Source organism: Ammoniphilus soli (assembly GCF_040813775.1).
Genome location: NZ_JBEGDL010000001.1, coordinates 494,305 through 518,886, shown reverse-complemented (window position 1 = coordinate 518,886; position 24,582 = coordinate 494,305). Strand labels below are relative to the sequence as shown.

Here is a 24,582-nt window from a genome sequence, read left to right as displayed (position 1 = left end):
CGTATCTCCTCCTCGCAATAAGTTGTCATTTCCTTATATATATATGATTCAATCATCCTGAGGATTACGGCATCTATGTTACAATTTCACTTAGAGGACTTTTTTGAAATGTTTCTTTCATTTATTTTTTTGATATAATGGGGAGAGCTAAGAACGAGGAAGGGAAGGATTCACATGACTATTGCCATTTCGCTCCTTAGTCTCCTTATGGCGACGATCGTCATGGCTGTCCGGGTTAAGCGAGCCAAACAAGCTATTTCCCTGAAACAAATTGTTTTGCCTCCTTTATTCATGAGCACAGGCTTTGCCATGTTCTTATATCCACCCATGCATGTACCTCTGCTCTATGCGGTCGAATCGCTCCTTTTGGGGATGCTTCTTTCGGTTCCACTCATCCTCACCTCAAAATTTGAAGTTAAGGGACCTGATATATTCTTGAAGCGGTCCAAATCATTTATGGCCATTTTAATGGGATTGTTCCTGCTGCGGATGGGATTAAGAGTGTATTTAGAAGAGTATATTTCCTTTTATGAAACAGGCGGGTTGTTTTATATCCTTGCTATTGGGATGATTTTCCCATGGCGAATTGCTATGGCCCTTAAGTACAAGCAGTTAATTGAAACGCTAAAAAACGGCTCAAAGGCAAACGAGAAAAAAGTCTTGCCCCACATGTAAGGGGTAAGACTTTTTGAGTTTAATCGTCATCATGCTGATCATCGTCGTCATCAGATTTCCCTTTTGACTTTTCTTTTCCATTGCCCCAGTCCTTTGGATGGACTGTCCATTTCCCTTCCTTTCCTCCTTCTCTTTTCCATTCAATGGTACACTCAAATGGTTTGCTCGCGTCAATCTCAAAGGAGTTGGCAATAAACGCAATCATTTCTTCCTCTGAAGCTTTCTCCGCATCAGGTAGGGTGGAATACCATTTCTCCACGTATTGATTGGCTTCTGTCCCTTTAAGCTTGAGCTCTCCATTTCCTGTTTTTATTTCCACTTCCACGTCATCTTTTTTCCACTCCAATTTGACCTTCTTAGATCCTTGATGAAGTTCTACCTTTAACTCTTTGAACGGCAGACCTTGCGAAGGTTCCGCCCTTTGGACTGGAACAGGCTCAGCTGCTGCACTGCTCCCGGCAGATCCTGCAGAGGAATCCGTTGTTGGATTTACCGCCTGTTGAACGTCTTGCTTGGCTTCCAATTCTTTATTAATTAAGATATAACGAGCATCTCCATTCGAATTCAGGATGACCTTCACTTCATCGTTCAATGCCAGATTGTTCCTATCGCCTTTTACTTCATTTACCATCACTTGAGTCTGTGAAGTAAGTTGAAAGCTATGACTTTGCTTGCCATCGAATACCTTGAATTCTCCGGTTTCCCCATCGAGAAAGGAGACTTGGCCTTCGACTGTGGATTGATTTGTTTGAGTCCCTTCTTGCTGAGAATTGGTTCCTGCTGCAGTTTCCGTTTGCGATTGGTTCTTCTGGTAATCAGCCAAGCTGATCAAACTAAACGATATGATAAGTGCAAAAACGGCACCTATTGAAATATATCCTATTTTATTTATTTTCATATTGCACCTCTCACTTTTTCTTTATTGAATCTATTCGAGATCAAGTGGGAGTTTATGGGGGTTGTACAAAAATTGCACAAAAAAACCGCCCCTTATCCCGGAGCGGTCTTAATCTTGTCAGACTTAGTGAGTAGATAGAGCCAGCATATCAGCCATGTCGTCTTGCGCTTCGCCGATTAGCTTCAGGTTAAATGCCTGCTGCAGGACATTCAGTACGCCTGGAGTGATAAATTCCGGCGGCTTAGGACCAATGCGGATGTCTTTGATTCCTAGGCTGAACAATCCCAATAGGATGGCAACTGCCTTTTGCTCAAACCAGGATAATACAATACTTACAGGCAACTCGTTGACTTCACAGCCAAAAGCATCTGCTAAGGCCATTGCAATTTTTACGGTAGACCCGGAGTTATTGCATTGTCCTAAGTCAATATAGCGAGGAATCCCGGTATCTCCTACAGTTCCGTAATCTACATCATTGAAGCGGAATTTACCGCAGGATGTAGTGAGAATAACCGTATCGTTGGGTAGAGAGGTCGCTAATTCACGATAATACTCCCCGCCTTTCCCTGGGGCATCACAGCCTGCAATAACGAAGAAGCGCTTGATCTTTCCGGCCTTTACCGCTGCAATGATTTCAGGGGCTAATCCTAAAACGGTCTCGTGATGGTAGCCTGTTGTTAAAGTTTGATCAGATTCCATATTGGCTTCTGGAAGAGAAAGTGCCTTTTCAATTAATGGGCTAAAATCCTCGCCTTGAATCTTCGTAACGCCTTCCAAACCAGCCACTTCGTAGGAGAAGAAGCGATCCGCATAGCTTCCTTTAATCGGCATAACGCAGTTTGTGGTGGCCAAAATCGCTCCAGGGAACTGCTCGAACAAGCGACGCTGGTCAAACCAGGCTTTTCCGATATTCCCTTTTAGGTGAGCGTATTTCTTTAAGCCTGGATAACCATGAGCTGGAAGCATTTCAGAGTGAGTATAAATGTTAATTCCTTTGCCTTCAGTTTGCTTTAGAAGTTCTTCCAAAGCAAACAGGTTGTGCCCCGTTACTACAATCGCCTTGCCTTCTACTTTATTTTGCGAAATTGTAATCGGTTGAGGAATCCCTAGTCGTGAAGTATGGGCACGGTCTAGCAAGTCCATGACTTTAACCGCAGCACGTCCCACTTTCATGGCCATATCGATATGCTCTTGCATATTAAAGTTAGAGTTTGTTAAGGTCATATACAAAGCTTCATGGGTTGTTGCATCTACCTCTGGATCAGAGTAACCCAACTGGCGGGCATGAGTTGCATAAGCTGCAATTCCTTTTAGCGCAAAAATCATTGTATCCTGCAAACTTGCGATATCTTCATTCTTTCCGCATACGCCGATAACTTTACAACCCCCGGTAGGAGTTTGTTCACATTGGTAACAAAACATTATTTTTACCTCCTCGTGATTTGAACTAAACCTATCTTACCAAGGAGGAGCAAAAGACATAGTGACATTTATCACAATGTCTAAGTTTTTTTCCTTATTCCACAAGAGTCGGCTTCTCGTGCCGATCAAATGATTTTATACACAAAAAAGAAGCGGTGAATACCGCTTCCTGTCATTTAAGCATCTAGATGAGCCAATACTTGCTTTAGCTTCCATAGCTTCTCTTTAGATTGAGCTAAAACTTTATATTCAGCACTCCACATGAGGGAGTTGACCATATATTCAATCGTTTCCGTGGCCTCAAGCAGGGACTGGCGCAGCAGTTCACTTTCTTGCTGTCCTTGGAGTTCACCTTTACCCTCTAACACTTCGGTATTCATTAACTTCCCCTCATTTCATCCCTTTGATGTTTTAAATATACATTATAATTTATAAAAATTCAAGTGTTTTTATTCTGCCGATATGAAAAAAGGAGCTTCCCGATAAAAGGAAGCTCCTTCTTATTGATTTAACTCCATTGTCTGGATAAATTGGCCATTTCGATGGCAACCGCTGCGGACTCCCAGCCTTTATTCCCTGCTTTTGTCCCTGCGCGTTCAATCGCTTGTTCAATCGTGTCTGTCGTAAGTACTCCGAAAATAGTCGGAATACCTGTCTGCAGCGCAATCGCTGCAACACCTTTCGCCGCTTCATTGCATACGAAGTCAAAATGAGGGGTAGCACCTCTGATTACCGTCCCTAAGGTAATGACGGCATCGTATTTCCCGCTTTCCGCCATCTTTTTCGCAATCATGGGAATTTCAAACGCTCCCGGAACCCAAGCCACTTCTACATCATCTTCTTCAACCCCGTGGCGGTTTAAGGCGTCAAGAGCGCCACTCAATAGCTTGGACGTAATAAATTCATTAAAACGCCCTACAACGATTCCGAATTTTAAGCCTGTACCGACTAGTTTTCCTTCATAGACCTTTGCCATTGTATATTTCCCCTTTATTTATAAGTTTAATAAGTGACCGAGTTTATCTTTCTTTGTGTTCAAATACCGTTCATTGCTTTTGTTTGTTTGCATTTGAATAGGAACTCTTTCCACGATCTCTAGATCATGACCGGAAAGCCCCATAATTTTACGCGGGTTGTTCGTTAATAATTTGATCTTGCGTACCCCTAGATCTTTTAGAATTTGCGCACCAATGCCATACTCCCGAAGATCAGCGGGAAACCCTAGTTTTTCATTCGCTTCAACCGTATCGAATCCTTGTTCCTGCAGCTCATACGCTTTTAATTTATTGATCAGCCCAATGCCGCGTCCCTCCTGGCGCATATAGAGAAGGACTCCATTTCCTTCCTGCTCGATTTGCGATAGCGCCGCTTCCAATTGCGGTCCGCAGTCACAGCGATGGGAGTGGAATACATCTCCGGTCAAGCACTCGGAATGAACTCGCACTAGGGTCGGACGTTCCGGATCAATGGTCCCTTTTACAAGGGCGACGTGTTCTTTATGATCCACATCATTGGTATAGGCAACAGCCCGGAAGGTCCCAAAATCCGTCGGCATGGTTACCTCAACCTCACGATGAACAAGCTTTTCTTTATTGGTGCGATACTTGATCAATTCTTCAATGGTAATGATCTTTAGGTCAAATTGCTTGGCAATTTCTAAGAGGTCTGGCACACGGGCCATTGTCCCATCTTCCTTGATGATTTCACAAATAACCCCCGATGGGGAGGCTCCGCACATACGGGCCAAATCTACAGCAGCTTCCGTGTGCCCGGCTCGGCGCAATACCCCGCCCTTTTTTGCAACAAGCGGGAAGATATGGCCAGGTCTGCGAAAATGGCTTGGTTTCGTTTCCGGATTAATCAGATCCATAACCGTTTGAGAGCGCTCATGCGCTGAAATGCCGGTCGTGGTGCTAAATGAATCTACAGAGACGGTAAAAGCAGTCGAATGAGCATCCGTATTGTTCACCACCATGGGCTGGAGCTTAAGCTCTTGGGCTCTTTCCTCTGTAATCGGAACACAGACCAGCCCTCGTCCATGCGTAATCATGAAATTGATCACTTCTGGGGTGGCCTTTTCTGATAAGGCTACAAAATCCCCTTCATTTTCGCGATCTTCATCATCGACGACGATGATCGGCTTGCCTTGCTTTAAATCGTGGATCGCTTCTTCAATGGAATGAAACATTTCTTTTCCCCTCCCTAGAAAAATCCATGCTCCGACAAGAATGCTTCTGTTAGTTTGGAAGCTGGCTTACGGGCAGCGATAAATTTTTCAATATATTTGCCAATCATGTCACACTCTAAATTTACAACAGCCCCTATTCCCTTGTGTTGAAGCGTGGTCATCGAGAGCGTGTGCGGTATAATGGAAACCCGGAAACTGTCCGAAGCGACATCCAAAATGGTAAGGCTAATCCCATCGATGGTAATCGAGCCTTTAGGTATCATATAATGCAGCAGATGTTCGGGAGCTTTTATCTCAATAAGGACAGCGTTTCCGTATCCTTTTTTGGAGGCAATCTTCCCCGTTCCATCGACATGCCCGGAAACAAAATGTCCGCCGAATCTGCCGCCTGCTGCCATTGCTCTTTCCAGATTCACTTGGCTTCCCACTTGAATGTCCGATAAGCTTGTTTTTTGAAAAGTCTCTGGCATTACATCCACGGTAAATTCACGGGAGGTAAAGGAGGTTACCGTTAAACAAACTCCATTTACGGCGATGCTGTCCCCTAATTGAACATCCTTCAAAATCCTTGAAGCGCCAATGGTCAGGACCAGCCACTCCCCGCCTCTCTTTATTCCTTGGATCGATCCCAATTCTTCAATAATCCCGGTAAACATCTAATCCCCCCATTCCGGATACCCCTCTACTCGCAAATCCTCACCCACCGTTTCCACTTCCATATGCTGCAGATGGATGGCTTCTTCCATCTGTTGAATGCCGTCACCCCCAAAGGATGTCGGGGCTAGGGCTCCTCCAACGAGCTTGGGTGCAAAGTAGGTGATCACTTTATCTATCGCTCTTGCCCGAAGGAACGATCCGTTCACTTGGCTTCCTCCCTCAACAAGAATGGAGGAAACCTGATGTTCCCCTAAATGCTTGAGGACATCTTCAACACCTACCAGCGGTCCGTCAGAGACTCGAAAAACTTCCACACCGGCTAGCTTCAGTTGACGGAGCTTTCCTTCGTCAGCCTCAAATGTTGTATAAATCCATGTAGGGGCTTGTCCATCCTGTACAACCTTTGACTCTAAGGGAATTCTTAGCTTGGAATCCAATACAATTCTAAGAGGATTTCTTCCGCCCTCAGGAAGACGGGTTGTTAATTCTGGATTATCTTTTATAATCGTATTGACTCCTACTAGAATCCCCTGATTCTGGTGCCTCAATCGATGAACATCCTGCCTTGCCTTCTCTCCCGTGACCCATCGACTGCTTCCCGTCTGTGTAGCCACTTTTCCATCGAGCGTATTAGCTGTCTTAATGGTAACAAAAGGACGCTGCGTGGTAATGTATTTGATAAAAACTTCATTTAATCTGCGGGACTCAGCCTCACGGACGCCATGAATCACTTCGATGCCGGCTTCCTTAAGCCGCTGAACGCCACGGCCAGCCACCAGCGGATTGGGGTCAAGCATTGCTATTACCACCTGAGAAATCCCTGCACGAATGACGGCATCCGCACACGGAGGCGTCTTTCCATGATGGGAACAAGGTTCGAGGGTGACATAAATGGTTGCCCCCTTTGCCTTTTCTCCAGCCATAGCTAAAGCATGAATCTCGGCATGCGGCTCTCCCGCTTTTAGATGTGCCCCCATCCCAACGATTTCCCCATCTTTAACCACTATGGCTCCAACCATCGGATTAGGTGCTGTTTGACCTTTTGCTGTACTCGCCCATTGAAGGGCCATGTCCATAAAGTATTCATGCGTATTCAATCGTATCCGCTCCTCCAAGAAAGCTTGCACTCATGCAGAACAGAAAGGTACCCTACTTATTTTTTCCAACCCTATTAAATACAAAAAGCCCCAGAAATAGGTAGACTATTCCCAGGGCTTGGTTTATCGGTAGCAAAAAGAAAGCATGGTTCTTCAGATCTGTGCGCATGCCATGCCAAACCTAAAAAGGCATATCCAAATAAGCACAGTCTTTCACTGCTTCTTCCCATTTCCTTCTCCCATCCAGACTATACTGTCGGTTTCGGAATTTCACCGAATCAGCGTCAACCTACTAGGTATCGGCTCACGGACTGAGGGGACTGGCCCCATCACCGCCGGTCGGGAATTTCACCCGGCCCCGAAGGAATATTTATTCAAATTTCTTTAAGTGATGCTTATTTTATCACTATTTTTAGAAATAAACAATCCCTTATGACTCCTGTGTGATTTGTTTTCTTTCTTTTTTCGCCAAAATGACTTCGTTCTGTAGTTCTTTGGCAGCTTCCGTTGGCGAATCGGCCTGGCAAATGGCTGAGATTACCGCTACCGAATCACCGCCTGCATGAATGACCGGTGCGGCCTTTCCATGCTGTATGCCCCCTATTCCAACGATGGGAAGATCAGAGAACCGACGGATATCTTCAATGAGCGATGGAGATACGGCTTCCCCTGCATCACTTTTGGATAACGTAGGGTAAATGGAGCCCACACCAAGATAATCTGCCCTTTGTTGAATGCCCCTCTGTGCCTCTTCAATACTGGATGCGGAGATGCCTAAGATCATGTCATCCCCTATTAAATCCCAAACAGACCCTTCCGGGAGATCATCCTGCCCTAAATGTACCCCATCCGCATCCAGCTGCAATGCCAAGTCGATTCGGTCATTCACAATAAAATCGACCTTCTTCTGGCGACAAAGCTCCCGAATAGGCAATGCCGATTGATTATAGTCTTGGTCCCCCATCTTCTTTTCCCGCACTTGAATGACCTTCACCCCGCCAGCAATCGCCTGCGAAGCAATGTCAAAAGCACTGAAATGGCCATAGCCTTGCAGGTCCATCACTAAATAGACGTCCCAATCCTTCATTCGCATGATTTTACTCATATTATTCTGTCCCATAGGCCCAATGGTTGGTTGGCCCATGCCCTTTCCCCAATCCTAATTCCTTGCTGATCGCTGCGGTAATAAACGCTTTAGCTGTTCGCAAGCTTTCCTCTAGTCCATTCCCTTTGGCAAGCTCGGCTGTGATGCAGGCGGCAAAGGTACAGCCGGTCCCATGGGTATGTCTGGTATCGATTCTTGTTCCGCTGAATGTAAGGATTTCCGTGCCATCAAAAAACAGATCCACGGGCTCTCCTTCCAAATGTCCGCCCTTTACAATGGCAGACTTCGCTCCCATATCCACTATCTCTTTTGCTGCTGAAATCATGTCATCCATATTTTTGATACTCTTGCCTGTTATTACTTCCGCTTCAGGTATATTAGGAGTGACAATCGTCGCCAAAGGGATCAATGAAACAATCAAACTTCTTACCGCTTCCTCTTGGAGCAGCTTTGCCCCGCCCTTGGCTACCATCACAGGATCAACCACCACAAAGGGAACCTGATATTTTCTTAGCTTGTCCGCCACCAATTCAATTACATCGGAAGTCCCCAGCATCCCGGTTTTTACCGCATCCACCCCAATATCCTCGATCACAGATTCAATCTGCTGTGAAATCATGTCTAAAGGGATAGAATGAATGCCATGCACACCTAGTGTATTCTGAGCTGTGATCGCAGTAATCGCACTCATGCCATACACGTTCCGAACCGTAAATGTCTTTAAATCAGCTTGAATCCCAGCACCTCCACCGCTGTCTGATCCAGCAATCGTTAAAGCCCTAGCTATCTTCATTCTAATTTACCTCCTTGTTCTTATAAAAAAGACCATTCGAGAAATGGCCTCGTAGATAGGTCTGATGAAGTTACCGTTAGCATAGGGCATTTTCTTATAGAATTCAAGCACAAAAAAGGTCCATCAAGCTTCGAAACAGCCACCAGGGTAAAAACTGACGAGAAAAGGGTTCCCTAATAAATAAGGAACCCTTTTCTTTCATTGACTATTTTTTCGGTTGGAGGTTGATTTTTCCTCTTTCAAGCGGAACTCCATCTCTCATGAGACCGTTGCGGTTTCGAGGGTTTTTCTTCATGTTTGCCTGTTCTTTCAATGCCATTTAAGACCACCTCCATCAATAGTATGCCCATCATCGTCTTATGGATTGTTGGTGTTTTTTCGGAAGTCATACTGTTCCTGCATATCCGCATCGGAGTCTGGATTGTTCATGGCATTACGCCCTTGGAGATAAACCAAGGTTTCTGCTTTGGCTGGCTGTCTCCTTCGCACATTTACCCAGCTCAAAGATAAAAGGACAAGAATCGATAATAGAAGGAAAATGGTCCAATTCATGTGGAAGTACCGTCCTTTTTCTACTTAGTTTGATTCATCATACCTATGCTATTCCTGCCTCATCTTGCATATTTCCTGCCTCGTCGTGCCAAAATGAGGAGGAATTACAGGACAAGAAGCGAAAGATATAAGGCAGCTTATTATTCGGAGGGAATTTTCTATGTATAAAATCTATGATGTCTCTATGTCTATACAGGAAGGTATGACGGTTTACAAAAATAAGCCGGAGAAGCAACCTTCTTTTGAAACGGTTCAAAATAACTATGTAAGCGAAACAAGAGTAAGCCTTGATGTGCATACTGGCACCCATGTGGATGCTCCTTTACACATGGTAGTCAGTGGGGAAACCATGGAATCGATTCCCTTGGAACATTTGGTGGGCCCATGCCGATTGCTGGATTTATCCCATGTACAGGACGGAGTTACCGCTGCAGATCTTGAGCCTTTCAACGTTCAGGAAGGAGAGTTCCTTCTCTTGAAAACCGCTAACTCGCAAGAAGACAGCTTTAACCCTGAGTTTATTTATGTCAAGGAAGATGCTGCGAAGCTTTTGGTAGAAAAAAGAGTCAGAGGTGTGGGAATTGACGCGTTGGGGATCGAACGAAGCCAACCCGGCCATCCGACCCATAAAGCCCTTTTTGGCGCGAAGATTATCATTATTGAAGGGCTTCGCTTGCTCGAGGTTCCTGAGGGTTCCTATTTTATGATGGCTGCCCCCCTTAAACTAACGGGAACAGATGCAGCACCCGCAAGAGTAATTTTAATCGAGGGTCTCCTCTAACTAACAGCAAGAGGGTGTCCCACAAAGTGCCTGGGACTTTGTTTTGGGACACCCTTATTCTTTACCGTGAAGGCATAAAAAACTTCCAGTTAAGGCGGTTTTGCTAACCTGAAATACTTCGATACAGTTTTTTTTTACTTTTTTTCCACAGCATGTCCGCCGAATTCATTTCGAAGGGCAGCCACAACCTTTCCTGTGAACGTATCTGCTTCTAATGATCGATATCGCATGAGAAGGGACATCGCAATGACCGGGGTTGCACACTGCAAGTCAAGGGCTTCCTCAACCGTCCACTTCCCTTCCCCTGATGAGTGCATAACTCCCTTGATGGCTTCCAGTCTTCCATCTTTCATGAACGCCCTCTCGGTTAGATCCATGAGCCATCCGCGAATGACGGAACCATTGCTCCAAACACGCGCTACCTTTTCGTAATCATAATCATAGCCGCTTTTTTCCAACACTTCGAAACCTTCGCCAATCGCAGCCATCATCCCATACTCAATCCCGTTATGCACCATCTTTAAATAATGACCGCTGCCAGCCTTTCCTGCATAGAGATATCCCTTTTCGACGGCCGTATCCCGAAAAACAGGCTCAACTCGCTCCCAAGCTTCCGGATCTCCGCCAATCATGTAACAGGCACCGTGACGTGCTCCTTCCATCCCCCCAGACGTTCCGACATCTAAGAAATGTATGCCTTTTTCCCTTAAGGTCTCATAACGTCGGATAGATTCTTTGTAATGGGAATTTCCTCCTTCAATTACGATATCCCCTTTTGAAAGGAAAGGAATAAGCTTGTTCAGGGAGTCGTCTACCACTGCATGCGGAATCATGAGCCATATGATCTTAGGTGTTGGCAAAGCATCCACCAGCTCCTTGTAAGTCTGCGCAGGAACTCCTCCAAAGCTGTTCAATTGCTCCACAGCCGCTGTATCCAGATCAAATCCTACAACTTCATGGCCGTGATCCAATAAATTTTGTACCAAGTTTAATCCCATCTTGCCCAAGCCGATCAGTCCGATTCTCATAGAATCTTGCCCCTTTCTTCTATGCCTTAAGCCTGTGCCCACCTTCTCTACATAGTTATAAATTTTGTTTTTTCCGGAAAGAAAATGTGCCTTAAAAAAATGAAAAATATGGTAAACTAGAAGTATTGACGGAGAAGAAAAGGAGATATCATGTTCCAAGTAATCGAGTACCCTCAATATACTCATATCAAATTTACCCACGAAAAAGGGAATCCGATTGATTTGACTTTTATTCGTCGATTCATTGAAGCCCTCGATCATCTCGGCAGCAATCTACCAGCCCTTATCATAGAAGGAACGCCGCATTTTTCTGTGGGAATGAACCTAGAGAAGCTAGCCCAGATGGGCCCTAACGAAGTAGAGACCCTTTTCCACGACTTCGAGAAACTCCTAACAAAGCTGGAGACTGCATCCTATGTCACGATTGCCAAGATTACGGGGTATGCCATGGGCGCTGGTGCCGAATTGGCTCTTGCCTGTGACTTCCGATGGATGGAGCAAAAGGCGAAAATCGGTTTTCCAGGAGTAAATGTCGGATTCACTTACAATACCAAGCGTCTTCAGCAGCTCGTTCCATTACAGGTAGCCAAGAGGCTTGTCCTAGCCGGCTTGACCATCAATGCCCATGCGGCGCAAGCTTACGGAATTGCGGACCGGGTTCAAACCAATAAACGCATAGATGAAGAATTAGCGGAGTACGCAAAACAATTTGCGGCCAAATCCCCTGTTGCGCTAAAATATGCAAAAGCGGCTTTTCTCGATATGGATCCATGGAGAGCGCTTTCTCTCTCCATTGAATCGAAGCATTACCAAGAGGGAGCCCATGCCTTCCTGGAAGGCCGCCGTCCTCAATGGGACTAGAATAAACTAGGGCTAACAGCTGCTCATCAAAAGGAAACTCAAGAAAGAAAGGACTTAATCGGATGACTAAGGACAAGCCATCGGAACACCATCGACCTGATACATCCAAAAATGGCCTGATGAAAAAATATCCACTTCCTGCGGCCGATGAAGTGAAAGATAGAAAAGGACGAACAAGCAAGATCCTGTCGCGCTTTAAATCATTAGACGTCCAATCCGAACCCGATCCGGAATAAATCCGGCTCTTTTACCTGGAAAACAGTATGGAGGAAAGCCTATGATCCCGTCACAGCATTCCCTATTTAAATGGGAAAAGTACTCAGGCCACCATTTGCCAATCATTCTCGACCATCAGGAAGAGCTATATTCGCTGAACTTTACGAAGATGAACTTTGATGATCAGTTCTATCAGAACATCACCCAATGGTATACTGAAGGGATTGAAGAACAAGGCTGCCACTCTCATCTCCTTTATGATGGACTTGGGGAATTGATTGGCTTTTATTTATTCCAAAAGAACGAATCGACCGTATATCTGATGCAAATGTTCGTAGAGCGGACATTTAGGGGAAAAGGTTATGGCCATATGTTGCTGGAACACTATGAGCTTATGGGAAAACAGATGGGTGCGATTTCCTCTTTTCTGCATGCCAGCAGTATGAATCAGCAAGCCGTTTCATTTTATCAACGGAATGGTTATCACATTATTGATCAAGAGCGAGAGGAAGACAGCAGTCCGCGCTTTCTGATGTTCAAAAGTTTGACCAGAAAGCTTGGATGACGCAATATCAACTGTGTTCAAAACTTATAAATGAAACCCTGCAGCTATGGCATAAGCCATGGCTTTTTTAATAAATGGACAAAACTTAACTTACAATTCCTACAAGTTTTCTACTATAATAGCTACAATAGAAAGAATTATTAAATCAAACCAGGGGGAAGCATTCGGATGAACGACAAGCATGTGTACCTATTTTCAGAGGGAAATGCAGGAATGAATGACCTATTAGGGAGAAAGGGCGCTAACCTGGCTGAAATGTATAGTCTAGGTCTTCCTGTTCCTTTCGGTTTTACCGTGAGTACCGAAGCTTGCCGCATGTTTTATGCAGATGGCAAAAAAATCAACTCGCTCATCGAAAAGCAAATTGATGACGCTTTAATAACAATGGAAGAGATGACGGGCAAAGAATTTGGACATGCTAAAGATCCTCTGCTGGTCTCTGTTCGTTCAGGTTCACCCATCTCCATGCCAGGCATGATGGATACCATCCTGAATTTGGGCCTGAACGACACGACCGTGGAAGGGTTAGCCCAAAAGACGGGAAATCCTCGTTTTGCTTTTGATTCTTACCGGCGGTTTATTCAAATGTTCAGTGATATTGTTTTACAAGTGGATCATTATCAATTTGAATGGGAACTGGATCAGCTGAAGAAAAAAGCTCAAGTCATTAGAGATGCTGATCTTTCCGCAGCTCATCTCTATGAGCTGGTTAAGTCTTATAAAAAAATCGTAAAAAAGGAAATAAAAGACGAATTCCCCCAAGATCCTAAAGTCCAATTGATGCTAGCCATCGGAGCGGTTTTCGAATCCTGGAACAATCAACGGGCGGTCTTATTTCGACGAATCAACCGTATTGAGATAGATTATGGGACAGCAGTCAATATCCAAGCCATGGTATTCGGAAATATGGGGGACGATTCTGGAACAGGCGTAGCCTTCACCCGCAATCCGAATAATGGGGAGAATGAATTATTCGGAGAATACCTGCAAAATGCTCAAGGAGAAGATGTGGTTTCAGGCATTCGCACCCCGGAGCCTTTATCCGAATTGAAGCGATTAATGCCAGATACGTATCAGCAATTTAAACTGCTGGCGCGAAACCTGGAGACCCATTATCGTGATGTGCAGGATATTGAATTCACTATCGAGCAAGGCAAGCTATTCCTCCTTCAGACCCGCAAAGCTAAAGTAACGCCCCAGGCAAGTATTAAAATTGCCGTAGATATGGCCGAAGAGGAATTCATCACGCAAGACGAGGCTCTATTAAGAGTAGATCCACATTCACTCATATCCCTATTGCATGAAACACTCGATTCGGATATTGAAGTCGAAGTCCTGGCAACCGGTCTGCCGGCTAGTCCTGGAGCGGCAGCCGGAATCATTGTATTCGATTCGGAAGAAGCCGAACGGCTTCAGCGTACCGGCCATGAGGTCATTTTGGTCAGAAGGGAAACGAGTCCGGATGATATCCATGGCATGGTTGCCAGTGTCGGCATTCTAACCAGCCACGGGGGAATGACGAGCCATGCCGCGGTAGTAGCACGCGACATGAGCAAGCCTTGCATCGTGGGCTGCGAATCCATGCAGTTGGATGAATCCAGGCAAGAGGTGAGCTTTGGCGAGGTTACATTAAAGGCAGGGGATACCCTTACCCTTGACGGTTCAACCGGAAGGGTTATCCTAGGTCGGGCCCCCTTGGTCGCCCCAACCTTAAGCCAGGAGTTTACAACCCTTTTATATTGGGCGAAAAGAAGGAAAACCATGGAAGTGCTCGGAAGTGTTAACACGCCTAAAGAAGCTACACAAGCCAAGTCACTTGGGGCTGAGGGAATTGGACTTTGTCGAACAGAATTTATGTTCATGGATCCGATCCGGGTTCCGATCGTCCAGGAAATGATCTTATCGCAAAACAAATGGGAGCGAAAGAAGGCATTGGACAAGCTGCTTCCCATGCAAAAAAGTGATTTTCTTGAGATGTTTCGGATTATGGAGGGAAAAGACGTTATTATTCGCCTGCTAGACCCTCCGCTCCACGAATTTTTGCCCAGTGCCGAAACGCTATCCATAGAAATAGAACGGGCCAAGCTTCATAAAAACTTCGAGGAAGTACAAGAAAAAGAGAAGCTATTGCGCAGGGTAAAAACGTTGGACGAGTTAAACCCTTCGTTCGGGCATCGGGGATGCCGAATCGGGATAACCTACCCAGAAATTTATGAGATGCAAGTGACCGCCATCATTGAAGCGGCTCTTGAGCTTAAGAAGGAAGGCATCCGCGTCCAACCGCAGATTATCGTACCGCTGATCAGCCACGCGAATGAAATGAAGGTCGTGCGGGAGCAGGTAGAAGAAACACTAAACCATATTTTTGGGGCTTATCAGGATCACATCCAAATTCCTATAGGAGCTTTCATGGAGCTTCCCAGAGCTTGCATGACCGCGGGCCAAATCGTAAAACACGCCGATTTCATCATTTTCGGTTGCAACGATCTTACCCAGACTACGTATGGCTTCAGCCGTGATGATGCCGAAGGGAAATATCTCGCTTATTACATCGACTATAAGATCCTTCCGGAGAACCCTTTCATCTATTTGGATCAGGATGGAGTAGGAGAATTGATTCGAGTGGGAACTGAGAATGGACGAAACAATAATTCGAACCTTCGGGTTGGCGTATGCGGTGTACCAAGCGCCGAGAAAAAATCTGTCCGTTTCTTCCACCAAATTGGCTTAGATTATCTCTCTTGTGTTCCTCATCTCGTTCCGGTCGGCATCGTTTCCGCCGCTCAGGCCGCGATAGTCCAAGAAAGCGTTAGAAAACGGTAATCAAAAATGAAGCGGGGTCAAACCCACCATTCCTTACGGATGAAGGTTAGAGCCCCGCTTTTTTTATCTCGGCTATTCTTCCATCGGCTTCAGTTCAAAACCCTCCTGAAAAAGATCCTTATATTGAATGTCAGGAAACTTTTTCTTCGTATGGGTGTAAAACATCGTATCCATGACTACCCTTCCGTCTTCTGGATATTCAAGGATTTCAAAATACTTCTTCGCTTGCTTTAATCGTTCCTGGACATCTGACCAAGATTCAAATTGCCAGCAAACCTCTAACTTATCCTTAAAAATGCTGAAATGAAGACCTGTCTCAGGCATAAAGGGCATGACCTTACTGTGCATGACCTCGCCATTCCAAACGATCACGTCACCATTCTTCAGGATGATCCCCCGCGCGTAATTCTCTTGTCCGAAAATCTTCTTCACATCCCGTCGGGATGGATTCGTGCATATGAAAAGGTCATCTAAATTATTCATTGCCTGTCCTCCTGCTAACTATTCCGTTTCTTCCTCATCTTCATCATCATCCGTAACGAAGATTAACTCAACCCCTAAGTCCTGCAACAGCTGGAGAACGGCTTCGTTTAGCAGAGGATCGTGAACCAGCCCAATGGATTCAACAAGTTCAAGCTCCTCTAAATCTCCCTTTTCCGCATCCTCTATCAGTTCGGTAATTTCTTCTAGGCCTTTTTGCTGCAGAGCCTGCAAAATTTCTTCTTTAGTCATTTTTTCCACTCCTTCCCTACAAATCGCCTGAACATATTATACATGATTTCTATAGTTGATTATACCCAATTAAAGATATACAACCCATAAAGGAACTTTAAAATTTATTCAGACGAAATCAACACTAGCTTTACATCTGCATGCTACATTAATAATGTAGGAATGATGAAAATATAGTCAAGTTAGTTCCCTTTCTGAGTATTATATGTTACCCTTAATATATAATAAATTCACTTTACCAAACTTTCAGTTCTTTTATTGCAATGGAAACCTGACCAACTTCTGCTTTTTTAGTTCCCATCATAATTATTTCTAGATAATATATAATGATAAAAGGATAAAAATAGAAATTAGATCCAGAATAATTCCTAAGGAGTTATCCAAGTAATGGAAATTAGCTTTGCCATTTGCAGAAGGTAGCGTCCCCTAACCTAAGCGATATTGCAAGAACTGAACAATGTTTTAGGACAAAGATTCGACAGGACAGAAAAGCGACCAAATCTAGCCTTTCTGATTCCCCCAACGGCCGATTCAGGCGAAAAGCGTATTCTCTTATCGAATTTCTCACTTCTAAAAGGAGGCGTTGTTAGTTGAATCCAAATGAACGCATGGTAACCCGTATCAAATCCATCTATTACTATCTGAAGAAGAAAGGAAATGATGTACATTCTACGGAGTTGGCTGAAGAATTTGGATATACTGCACGTACCATTCAGAGAGATCTAAAAACGTTAGAATATAATAAGCTGGTCAAAAACAAAGGGAAAGGCAAGTGGGTTGTAATTTAAACCAAATGAAAAAGGGCGTTTCCCAAAAGTATCATTTGAGAAACGCCAAAATAAGGATGTAAAAACATTTAAACACTCGACAATATTATTATATTCCAATAGCAAAAAACAATCAATGAAAACGCTTAATTTTATTAAAAATAAATTCATATGCCAAAAAAGAAGAATGCGCTCAATAAGGGAACAACCCTTTTGCACATTCTTCTTTTCATTTATATTAATTAGCTTTCATACTAGAGTGTCTTTCTTTCCACTCTGTAAGAAACTGCTCTTTTTCCAGACGCTCTTTTTTAGTTGCCTTGCGTTCCATCTTGTAAGAGGAACAATCTTCAGAATGATCACTAGCATGGAAAGAGAGCTTTTTCTGCTTTTTCATGCATAGATTCTCAGACTTAACAAGATAGAAGCAATTGCGACATGAATTAACAGCTTGGATTTGTGGAGTCTTCTTTTGGGTGATGGCCATTTTTCCCTTGCAAAATGGACATACTTCCATATCCAGATTCTTTGACCAGCCGATGCATCCATCATTTTTGCATTTACGGACATCAATCCACTCTTCTCCAGCGATGATATTCGTTTTCAGCTGAGCCTCAGGACTTTCAGACATTAGAAAGATGTGATTCATTAACATCACGTCCTATTCTATTTAGAATTAGTTGAAGAGGTCCTCTTGTATATTAGTGACATTGTATCATCAAATCAATTCAAAAGATGCAAGTAAGTATTGGAAAAGCCACCTAGCGTAGGTGGCTGAAATCATCATTACTTTATGGCCGGTACAGCTTCCTTCACAAGATCAGGTGTAACGACTTCCATCTCGCCAACACCGCGGATGATCTTACGAGCGTAAGCTTTCTCAGGGTTTAGGATCTTAACCAAGTATTCAATAGCAACTTCAGGATCTACGGTATCACCGCAAGTGTAGCAATCAAGCGCGGCAAACCCTCTCTCAGGGTACGTATGAATCGAGAGATGACTCTCTGACAAAAGAACCAGAACTGTAGCTCCTTGTGGATCAAATTGCTTGGACTGTACAGACAATACTGTTGCCCCACAAGCTTCAGCAGCCTCTACCATATGATGTTGCAGTAGTTCTGCATTGTTTAACAAATCAAAGTCTACACCCCAAGTATCAATTGCAACATGTCTTCCGAAAGTTGAGTATTCCATCTTTCGGTCCCCCCTCCTAGCATATTATAGTTAAACGATATCGCTAGGACCTACGCCATTCACTTTCATCGAGGAGAATTTCCTTGAGTGAATCCTGGTTCCTATTCTGTATCAACAATGAATAAAATAACATGTATTGAATCATGACGCAACCTTTTTTTTGGATTCGAACAAAAAAGAAGGCCAGTTAATTTTAACCAGCCTTCCTGTTATTACTCTCTTCCGCCCCTTGGTTCGCAGTCATTCAGGGAAATGAACGCTTCCTTTACCCGATTCCAGAAAGGGAAGGACCGGCAGCGAAGAAAGCGAATTTTTTCTTTTCCGACGTAGCACCTCATATGCTGAATGGAATCCATCGGAAACGATTCATGATCGACAGATAGCATATAGGTATCTTCCTTAGGCAGTAAAGTCAGGATATGATGCTTCGGAATAACCAGGGAAGAACCTATGGTTCGGTAAACTCGGTTGTTGATCGAAGCCATCTCACTGAGTTGGATCATCTCAAGCGATGGGTGAACAATGGCTCCTCCTAAGCTTTTGTTGTAGCCTGTACTGCCCGAAGGACTTGAGATGCATAACCCATCTCCCTTAAACGACTCGAAGTGGTGTCCGTTAAGCTGCACATCAATTTGAACCGAGCCCTTTGCCCCCTTTATGGTGATATCATTGAGGGCCTGATAGACTACCGTTTGCCCTTCCGCTTCTATCTCAGCCGCTACTAACGGATACTCCACCGTTATTAAGCGGCGGCCCACAATCGCAGCTAGCAGGGACTCAACAGTGTCCCAATCCGAATAAAAGCCAAGATGCCCCGTATTATAGGCAATGAACGCCGTTTTATCCAAACGTTGCTTATAAGTATGATAGGCTTGCAGTACAGTACCGTCCCCCCCTACCGCTATGACCACCTCAGGGATCATTGGATTGTAAGTATAGCCCTGACCATTCAAGTACTCAATGACTTGCTCCTTTTTGGCCTCAGAGACTTCATCGCCCCTGCTGATGACAGCAAAATCCATGGTTACATCTCCGCTTTCTTATGATTGATAAATTCTAGTTCTAATTCTCCTGTATTTTTATCTTTTAATACAAGCATTGCCTCGTAAGGGTTCCCTGCCTTGCTCTTAAATTTGAGTTTACTCGTTTTTCCCTTAGAGAGGAGCGTTTTAACCATACTTTCCGATAATTTTTTCCCAAAGCTGTTTTTCCATACAACAAAAGAACAGCCTTGTTTAAAATGGGTGCAGCCATACCCCTTTCTCCCTTCCACGATCATTCCGCCACAGCCCTCTCTCGGGCAAGCAGCCAGCGGTGAACGCTCGGAAGCCGCCGTGCGGAGGATAGACTCTTTGGCAGAGGATGGCAATGGCTGGTCTCGCACTTTATCGACAATAAGATTTGCCAACTTTTTTACCTGCTCGAGAAAGGAGGTATCCGATGCTTGTCCTTTAGCAATTTGATTTAATCTCCGCTCCCATTGACCCGTCATTTCCGGAGACGTGAGAAGCTCAATGCCAATTTGGCGGATCCATTCAATCGTGGAACGGCCTTTAGGCGTAAGCCCTATCTTTTTCCCCTCCATCATGATATATCCGACCTTTTTTAATCGTTCAATCACAGCAGCCCGTGTCGCCGGCGTCCCTAGTCCCGTATCTTTCATGGCTTCTCGCAGCTCATCATCCTCCATCCGTCTCCCTGCGCTCTCCATTGCCTTAAGCAAGGTGCCTTCCGTATAGAGGCTTGGGGGTGTTGTCTCCTTATCCTTACATTCTGCAAGCAGACAGAGGACGCCCTTGTGAGGGCTTACGGAAAACGTACCCATCGTCTCTTCATGTTCTTCTTCATCCCGTTTTTTCTTTGATTTAGGTGCTTCCGGATATATTACTTTCCATCCCGGTGAGAGCAATTGCTTTACCTGTGTCTTGAAAGTCTCTCCTTCAGTCTGTGTCATGACAGTATGAATATGGTACTCCGCAGGAGGGTAAAATTGAGAAAGAAACCGCCGAACGATCATATCGTAAAGCTTTTGTTCATCTGGAGCCAGCTTCCCGGCCCTCTTGTGTGTCGGAAGAATGGCATGGTGATCCTCTACTTTTGCAGGGTTGCACACATTCCGGTTATTTTTATGGACGAGGCTCTTATTCGCCCCGCTAACAAGCGCATCATAGTCTGTTCCGCGCAGGGCATCCAGCGCTTTATGCATTTCAGGGATATTCTCCTCATTCACATAATTGCTATTCGTTCTGGGATAGGAAATGACTTTGTGCTTTTCATATAATGCCTGGGCAAGATCTAAGGTTTTTTTTGCGGAAAAATGATATTTGCTATTGGCCTCTCGCTGCAGCAAGGTCAAATCGTACAATTTATTGGGATATTCTTTCGTGGGCTTGTTCTCATACTGTGAGATCTGCCCCGGCTTTCCCTTTACTTTCTCAGCGACGAGCTCTGCCTGTTTTCGCTCCAGAATTCTTTCCCCTATCCATTTCCCTTTATACACAAGCTCATCTTGCTGGAACTGCGCTTCGATTTCATAGTAGTTCGTGACTTTAAAATCTTCAATTTCCTTCTGGCGATCATAGATCAGTGCGAGAACAGGGGTTTGAACACGGCCCACAGAAACAAGCGACTTCACCTGGGAGGTGAAGGCCCGCGATCCGTTCATTCCTACTAACCAGTCTGCTTCGCTGCGCGATCGGGCAGCTTTGGTCAGGTTCGCATACTCAGCCTCATCCTTCAATTGTTGAAAACCCCGCCGAATGGTCTCCGGCGTCAAATCAGATATCCACAAGCGCTTGACGGATTGCTTCAATTTCAGGTGGCTCTGAATGAAATAAAAAATCAGCTGGCCTTCCCTTCCCGCATCACAGGCGTTTATTAAAAGCTGAGACCGCTTTGAAAGTTCGGCTATGGTTTTTAATTGATCTCGGGTTTTATAGTTGGGGACAAGCTTAAAGGATTGGGGAATAATAGGAAGGTCGCCAAGGTTCCATCTTTTATATTTGGGGTCATACTTTTCCGGTTGAGCCAATTCCACCAGATGCCCAATGGCCCATGTAATGATATAGTTTTCTCCTTCTATGTACGTTTTATGATTCTTGCCTCTGGGTTCGATGACAGCTGCAATCGTTCGTCCCATAGAGGGCTTTTCCGCAATGACTAACGTCTTCAACGAGACACCTCCTGAGCTAAAGGTTTAAACACCATTCTATTTTATCCTTTTGGCACTGAATAGAAAAGATTGATTCGTGAGGGGAGTGATTCGGAGTGAGATAAGGGAAGGTTTTTCCCTTATCATTCTTAGTGAATCTGCAATCCTGGCTGTGCAATGATCGACCATCTCGAAACACCTGTATTAATCCAAGCTCCCTCTATCTACTCCGAAAAAAGCTTCTGAAGCCTCGGAGAAATCCTGAAAATGATAAGTGGGAGCCTGATGCGTCACAGTGTCCGCTGGGGTATGGATTAAAGCCGAAGCCATTCCTATACCGTTCGCTCCGATAATATCATGTTTTATCGAATCGCCGATGTGAACAGCATCTGTAGGAGAAATGCCAGCTTTCGATAAAGCTGAATGGAAAATTCTTGGGTCCGGCTTGCTTGCGCCCACCTCTTCAGAAATGACCAGTAAGTTTTCTTCAAAATACGAACGCAAATCCATTTTTTCTAATTTAGCCATCTGCATTTCCACCGGACCATTCGTGATTAGGCCCACCCGAGATTGCTTCTGAAGCTTGTGCAAAAACTCCCTTGCGCCTGAATACGGTTCAACATGCCTGAGGTATTGCGTAACAATATACTCGTTCAATTGAGACATTGTGGCATCGCTCAACGGAATCTGGAAGTGCTCAAATGTTCGAAGCCATCTCTCATCACGATAGCTGTCCATTGTACGCAAACCTTTTTCATATTCAAAATAAAGCTCATCTGCGATGGAACGAAAGGTTTCGTAAAAAGGATCAAAGGGAATACCCAATCGCCCGATTCCAATGACTTGCTGCAAAGCTTCGTGCGATGTTTTCTTGTACATCTCATCAAAGCTGAAAATCGTGTTGTCCAAGTCCAAAAATACAGCTTTATACATAGAGCCTGTCCCTTCCATTTAGATTACGCATTCAATGTCCGGAAATGGTACTCATTTCCTCTTCAATCCGGAAAAGAATTTCGTTGCATTTGGCATTGCTCTCTTTACGGACGGCTTGTCCCTCCTGCTGAAGGCGATAAGATTGTTCATGATCTTTAAGGTATCTGGTATTAATATTCATAGTTAGAAGCGCACCCTGGCAGGCCGCATTCAAATAGAAGACAGCACAACCCAGATCACTCAGCACATTTTTTTGAATCCGATCGATCAGCTCTTCGCAAAGGACCATGGCTGAACAGCACTCCTTGGCCAGTCGGAGAGGGACAGCAGCGGCAAGCGCAATCACTTGCTGAAGTTGCTCTTCATCCTTTTTTCTCTCCAGCGCGTTCATAACCCGCTGGAAGGATTCCATATCTTCCTGGCACAGCTTCTCAAACTCATCCCGGTGCTGCTTCAGGCGCTGAACTCGTTGCTGAATATCAACCTGATCCTCATTTCGGTCACTAATCCTGGCAGCCATTAGGGCAATGGCAGCACCCAGCGCGGCCACAACAGCGGATGTGCTCCCTCCGCCTGGTGTAGGCTTAGAGGAACTTAAAACATGAAGGTACTCGTCAATCGTATGGGCGAAAGGGGAACCTGTCACTTCCAACTCCTCCTACCAAGGATCATTCATCACATTATATCCCACTTCTTCTAGGTATTTTTCCTTATTTAATCGGTCCATGTAGCTAGCTTGGGAAATTTCCTGCTCAAAGCTCCTAAAATAACCTTTAAAACCATCAAATATCCATAAGAAAATAAAGGAAAGAAATGTCACTACGGATATAAACTGAACTAGCATCCCTGCACCCCCCTCTTTCATATTATTCCGGGGAGGAGTCATTCAGAATGCTAATATGTGATCGCTTGCCGGCCCATTTGCTCCCAGCCTTTTTCAAAAGAGTAGCGGCCCAGCTTACGGTTTTTTTGTCCACTGAGAGGATCATTCACGTACACAAACCGCTGATCATACCCAACCAATAAAACAGCATGCTCCCGAAAGGTGACTCGGACTTTTCCTTGGGGCCCCTTCCATTGAATCCAATCATAAACGGGACGAAAGCGTGAGTTGATGATGGCAACCACGGGATGCCCCTTTTCCAGGAATTCCAGTACATCGTTAAAATCAGAACCAGTCAAATCCAAAGCCTTTCCTTCCAGATGATGATTCGCCAGCACCAAAAGCGGTTCATGATAAACGCCGAAGCCAGGATTGTTCCAATTATACATATCGCCTACAAAACCGAGGTAGGGATCTCCCCACGATACAATTTTCCCATGCTTCTTCTTAATCGGTGTACGGTCTTTAATCACTTGTTCCGCCAATAGCATTTTGCTCGTTGCTTTGCCCGCATGATGGAGCATCATTGCCAAAGAGGTAACCTCACAGCCTCTCGGCAGCTCTGGATTTTGTTTAATCAACGGTGCGTCCAGCAAGGCAAAACCCTTGCGGGCAGCTGCCCAGCGCCAGACTTCCTGCTGGTCCCAGGTTCGAACCACTCGGCTATTCTCCCACTTATTGGCATAAGGAATGGCCGTACTCAGAGACGAGAACTCCTTAAGCAGCTTGCTGTTTTGATAAACCTGGAACTGATTACCCGTATGAAAAACAGGATAATTCCTTCCCTCACGTTTGATATAGGAACCCGAATGAGCTTTTGCAAAGGCTATGGCTTGAGCCGCATCAGGAAAGCTTTTTTTGCTCTGACTGGGAAGATAGACCTGATAGGGATAGTTGTCCCACAGCCATCGATCGCCCGGCATTTTCCTAATGGAGGCATGATCCCATTTCCGCGCATACTTCAGTGCTTGCTGATGGCTTGGAAACTCTTTCAGCTTTTTGTCATACTGATAAACTTCGAACGGGTAGTTATTCCAAACCCAATTCCCATCCCGCCTGACCGATGAGTGGTCCCACTTTCTCGCATAAACAATAGCGGATAGCTTGCTCTCAAACCGTTTTATAAGCTTTTCTCCTTGGTAAACATCATAAGTGGCTGCAGCCTGAACGTCTGAAGGCCCCCCACTTAGCAGAATGATAGCGGCTGCAGCAATCATAAACCATTTCAACTCAAAAACCCCCAATGCATCATATTTCCTAT

General features: G+C 44.8%; 28 protein-coding genes and 1 riboswitch. Of the genes, 7 read left to right on the top strand and 21 right to left on the bottom strand.

Features of this window, described 5'->3' with window-relative positions:
* The first annotated feature begins 174 nt into the window (after positions 1-174).
* Positions 175-675 (top strand): CcdC family protein, encoded by a 501-nt coding sequence (locus tag ABLT31_RS02740; protein WP_367748553.1) that lies wholly within the window; start codon positions 175-177, stop codon positions 673-675.
* 19 nt (positions 676-694) lie between these two features.
* On the opposite strand, the gene ABLT31_RS02735 is transcribed toward ABLT31_RS02740, so the two are convergent.
* The 10 genes from ABLT31_RS02735 to ABLT31_RS02690 all read right to left on the bottom strand — a co-directional run bounded on the left by ABLT31_RS02735 (position 695) and on the right by ABLT31_RS02690 (position 9,387).
* Positions 695-1,573, bottom strand: a complete 879-nt coding sequence (locus ABLT31_RS02735; RefSeq protein ID WP_367748551.1) for a YusW family protein — start codon at positions 1,571-1,573, stop codon at positions 695-697.
* Between the two features lie 123 nt (positions 1,574-1,696).
* Positions 1,697-2,995: a hydroxylamine reductase gene (gene hcp, locus ABLT31_RS02730; protein WP_367748548.1), complete on the bottom strand. Its 1,299-nt coding sequence runs from the start codon at positions 2,993-2,995 to the stop codon at positions 1,697-1,699.
* Positions 2,996-3,171: 176 nt separating this feature from the next.
* Positions 3,172-3,375, bottom strand: coding sequence for a hypothetical protein (locus ABLT31_RS02725; protein WP_367748545.1), 204 nt, complete (start codon positions 3,373-3,375; stop codon positions 3,172-3,174).
* Positions 3,376-3,503: 128 nt separating this feature from the next.
* Positions 3,504-3,971 (bottom strand): 6,7-dimethyl-8-ribityllumazine synthase, encoded by a 468-nt coding sequence (gene ribH, locus ABLT31_RS02720; protein WP_367748543.1) that lies wholly within the window; start codon positions 3,969-3,971, stop codon positions 3,504-3,506.
* Positions 3,972-3,989: 18 nt separating this feature from the next.
* Positions 3,990-5,183 (bottom strand): bifunctional 3,4-dihydroxy-2-butanone-4-phosphate synthase/GTP cyclohydrolase II, encoded by a 1,194-nt coding sequence (locus ABLT31_RS02715; RefSeq protein WP_367748540.1) that lies wholly within the window; start codon positions 5,181-5,183, stop codon positions 3,990-3,992.
* A 14-nt stretch (positions 5,184-5,197) separates the two neighbouring features.
* Complete coding sequence (gene ribE, locus ABLT31_RS02710; RefSeq protein WP_367748538.1) at positions 5,198-5,839, bottom strand: riboflavin synthase; 642 nt, start codon at positions 5,837-5,839, stop codon at positions 5,198-5,200.
* Complete coding sequence (gene ribD, locus ABLT31_RS02705; protein ID WP_367748535.1) at positions 5,840-6,937, bottom strand: bifunctional diaminohydroxyphosphoribosylaminopyrimidine deaminase/5-amino-6-(5-phosphoribosylamino)uracil reductase RibD; 1,098 nt, start codon at positions 6,935-6,937, stop codon at positions 5,840-5,842.
* Positions 6,938-7,164: 227 nt separating this feature from the next.
* A riboswitch (FMN riboswitch) is annotated at positions 7,165-7,307 on the bottom strand.
* Positions 7,308-7,367: 60 nt separating this feature from the next.
* On the bottom strand, positions 7,368-8,081 hold the full coding sequence (gene thiE / locus ABLT31_RS02700) for a thiamine phosphate synthase (protein WP_367748533.1): 714 nt from the start codon (positions 8,079-8,081) through the stop codon (positions 7,368-7,370).
* Positions 8,044-8,835, bottom strand: a complete 792-nt coding sequence (gene thiD, locus ABLT31_RS02695) for a bifunctional hydroxymethylpyrimidine kinase/phosphomethylpyrimidine kinase (protein WP_367748530.1) — start codon at positions 8,833-8,835, stop codon at positions 8,044-8,046. Before thiD ends, thiE begins: the two co-directional genes overlap by 38 nt.
* A 357-nt stretch (positions 8,836-9,192) precedes the next feature.
* On the bottom strand, positions 9,193-9,387 hold the full coding sequence (locus tag ABLT31_RS02690) for a hypothetical protein (RefSeq protein ID WP_367748528.1): 195 nt from the start codon (positions 9,385-9,387) through the stop codon (positions 9,193-9,195).
* Between the two features lie 160 nt (positions 9,388-9,547).
* Here ABLT31_RS02690 and ABLT31_RS02685 point away from each other — a divergent pair, with 160 nt between their 5' ends.
* On the top strand, positions 9,548-10,168 hold the full coding sequence (locus ABLT31_RS02685; protein ID WP_367748525.1) for a cyclase family protein: 621 nt from the start codon (positions 9,548-9,550) through the stop codon (positions 10,166-10,168).
* 134 nt (positions 10,169-10,302) lie between these two features.
* Here ABLT31_RS02685 and gnd read toward each other — a convergent pair whose 3' ends face one another.
* The gene (gnd, locus tag ABLT31_RS02680; RefSeq protein WP_367748522.1) at positions 10,303-11,196 is read right to left on the bottom strand and encodes a phosphogluconate dehydrogenase (NAD(+)-dependent, decarboxylating); all 894 of its coding nucleotides are present in this window, start codon (positions 11,194-11,196) and stop codon (positions 10,303-10,305) included.
* Between the two features lie 150 nt (positions 11,197-11,346).
* Between gnd and ABLT31_RS02675 the strand changes: the two genes are divergently transcribed.
* The 4 genes from ABLT31_RS02675 (at position 11,347) to ppdK (ending at position 15,661) form a co-directional block, all read left to right on the top strand.
* Positions 11,347-12,057 carry an enoyl-CoA hydratase/isomerase family protein gene (locus tag ABLT31_RS02675; RefSeq protein ID WP_367748520.1) on the top strand — a complete coding sequence of 237 codons (711 nt, stop codon included), beginning with the start codon at positions 11,347-11,349 and terminating at the stop codon, positions 12,055-12,057.
* A gap of 62 nt (positions 12,058-12,119) precedes the next feature.
* A complete protein-coding gene (locus ABLT31_RS02670; protein ID WP_367748517.1) occupies positions 12,120-12,293 on the top strand; it encodes a hypothetical protein in 174 nt (57 codons plus the stop codon).
* 41 nt (positions 12,294-12,334) lie between these two features.
* Entirely contained in the window at positions 12,335-12,838 is a 504-nt protein-coding gene (locus ABLT31_RS02665) for a GNAT family N-acetyltransferase (protein WP_367748516.1), read from the top strand.
* A gap of 168 nt (positions 12,839-13,006) precedes the next feature.
* Positions 13,007-15,661, top strand: a complete 2,655-nt coding sequence (ppdK, locus tag ABLT31_RS02660; RefSeq protein ID WP_367748513.1) for a pyruvate, phosphate dikinase — start codon at positions 13,007-13,009, stop codon at positions 15,659-15,661.
* Between the two features lie 72 nt (positions 15,662-15,733).
* On the opposite strand, the gene ABLT31_RS02655 is transcribed toward ppdK, so the two are convergent.
* Together ABLT31_RS02655 and ABLT31_RS02650 are read right to left on the bottom strand one after the other, a co-directional pair.
* A complete protein-coding gene (locus tag ABLT31_RS02655) occupies positions 15,734-16,144 on the bottom strand; it encodes a hypothetical protein (RefSeq protein ID WP_367748511.1) in 411 nt (136 codons plus the stop codon).
* 18 nt (positions 16,145-16,162) lie between these two features.
* Positions 16,163-16,393 (bottom strand): nucleoside triphosphate pyrophosphohydrolase family protein, encoded by a 231-nt coding sequence (locus ABLT31_RS02650; RefSeq protein WP_367748509.1) that lies wholly within the window; start codon positions 16,391-16,393, stop codon positions 16,163-16,165.
* A gap of 590 nt (positions 16,394-16,983) precedes the next feature.
* Here ABLT31_RS02650 and ABLT31_RS02645 point away from each other — a divergent pair.
* Positions 16,984-17,181 (top strand): HTH domain-containing protein, encoded by a 198-nt coding sequence (locus ABLT31_RS02645; protein WP_367748506.1) that lies wholly within the window; start codon positions 16,984-16,986, stop codon positions 17,179-17,181.
* 217 nt (positions 17,182-17,398) lie between these two features.
* Here the strand turns inward: ABLT31_RS02645 and ABLT31_RS02640 are convergent, their stop codons facing one another.
* The 8 genes from ABLT31_RS02640 to ABLT31_RS02605 all read right to left on the bottom strand — a co-directional run bounded on the left by ABLT31_RS02640 (position 17,399) and on the right by ABLT31_RS02605 (position 24,550).
* Complete coding sequence (locus ABLT31_RS02640; protein ID WP_367748504.1) at positions 17,399-17,791, bottom strand: hypothetical protein; 393 nt, start codon at positions 17,789-17,791, stop codon at positions 17,399-17,401.
* A gap of 155 nt (positions 17,792-17,946) precedes the next feature.
* Entirely contained in the window at positions 17,947-18,354 is a 408-nt protein-coding gene (gene speD / locus ABLT31_RS02635) for an adenosylmethionine decarboxylase (protein WP_367748501.1), read from the bottom strand.
* A 212-nt stretch (positions 18,355-18,566) separates the two neighbouring features.
* Positions 18,567-19,376: an NAD kinase gene (locus ABLT31_RS02630; RefSeq protein WP_367748498.1), complete on the bottom strand. Its 810-nt coding sequence runs from the start codon at positions 19,374-19,376 to the stop codon at positions 18,567-18,569.
* Between the two features lie 2 nt (positions 19,377-19,378).
* Positions 19,379-21,526 (bottom strand): type IA DNA topoisomerase, encoded by a 2,148-nt coding sequence (locus ABLT31_RS02625; protein ID WP_367748495.1) that lies wholly within the window; start codon positions 21,524-21,526, stop codon positions 19,379-19,381.
* 183 nt (positions 21,527-21,709) lie between these two features.
* Positions 21,710-22,438 (bottom strand): HAD family hydrolase, encoded by a 729-nt coding sequence (locus ABLT31_RS02620; RefSeq protein ID WP_367748492.1) that lies wholly within the window; start codon positions 22,436-22,438, stop codon positions 21,710-21,712.
* 31 nt (positions 22,439-22,469) lie between these two features.
* Entirely contained in the window at positions 22,470-23,084 is a 615-nt protein-coding gene (locus tag ABLT31_RS02615; protein WP_367748490.1) for a cyclodeaminase/cyclohydrolase family protein, read from the bottom strand.
* A 12-nt stretch (positions 23,085-23,096) separates the two neighbouring features.
* A complete protein-coding gene (locus ABLT31_RS02610; protein ID WP_367748487.1) occupies positions 23,097-23,282 on the bottom strand; it encodes a hypothetical protein in 186 nt (61 codons plus the stop codon).
* Positions 23,283-23,332: 50 nt separating this feature from the next.
* Positions 23,333-24,550, bottom strand: coding sequence for a C39 family peptidase (locus tag ABLT31_RS02605; RefSeq protein WP_367748484.1), 1,218 nt, complete (start codon positions 24,548-24,550; stop codon positions 23,333-23,335).
* Positions 24,551-24,582 lie beyond the last annotated feature (32 nt).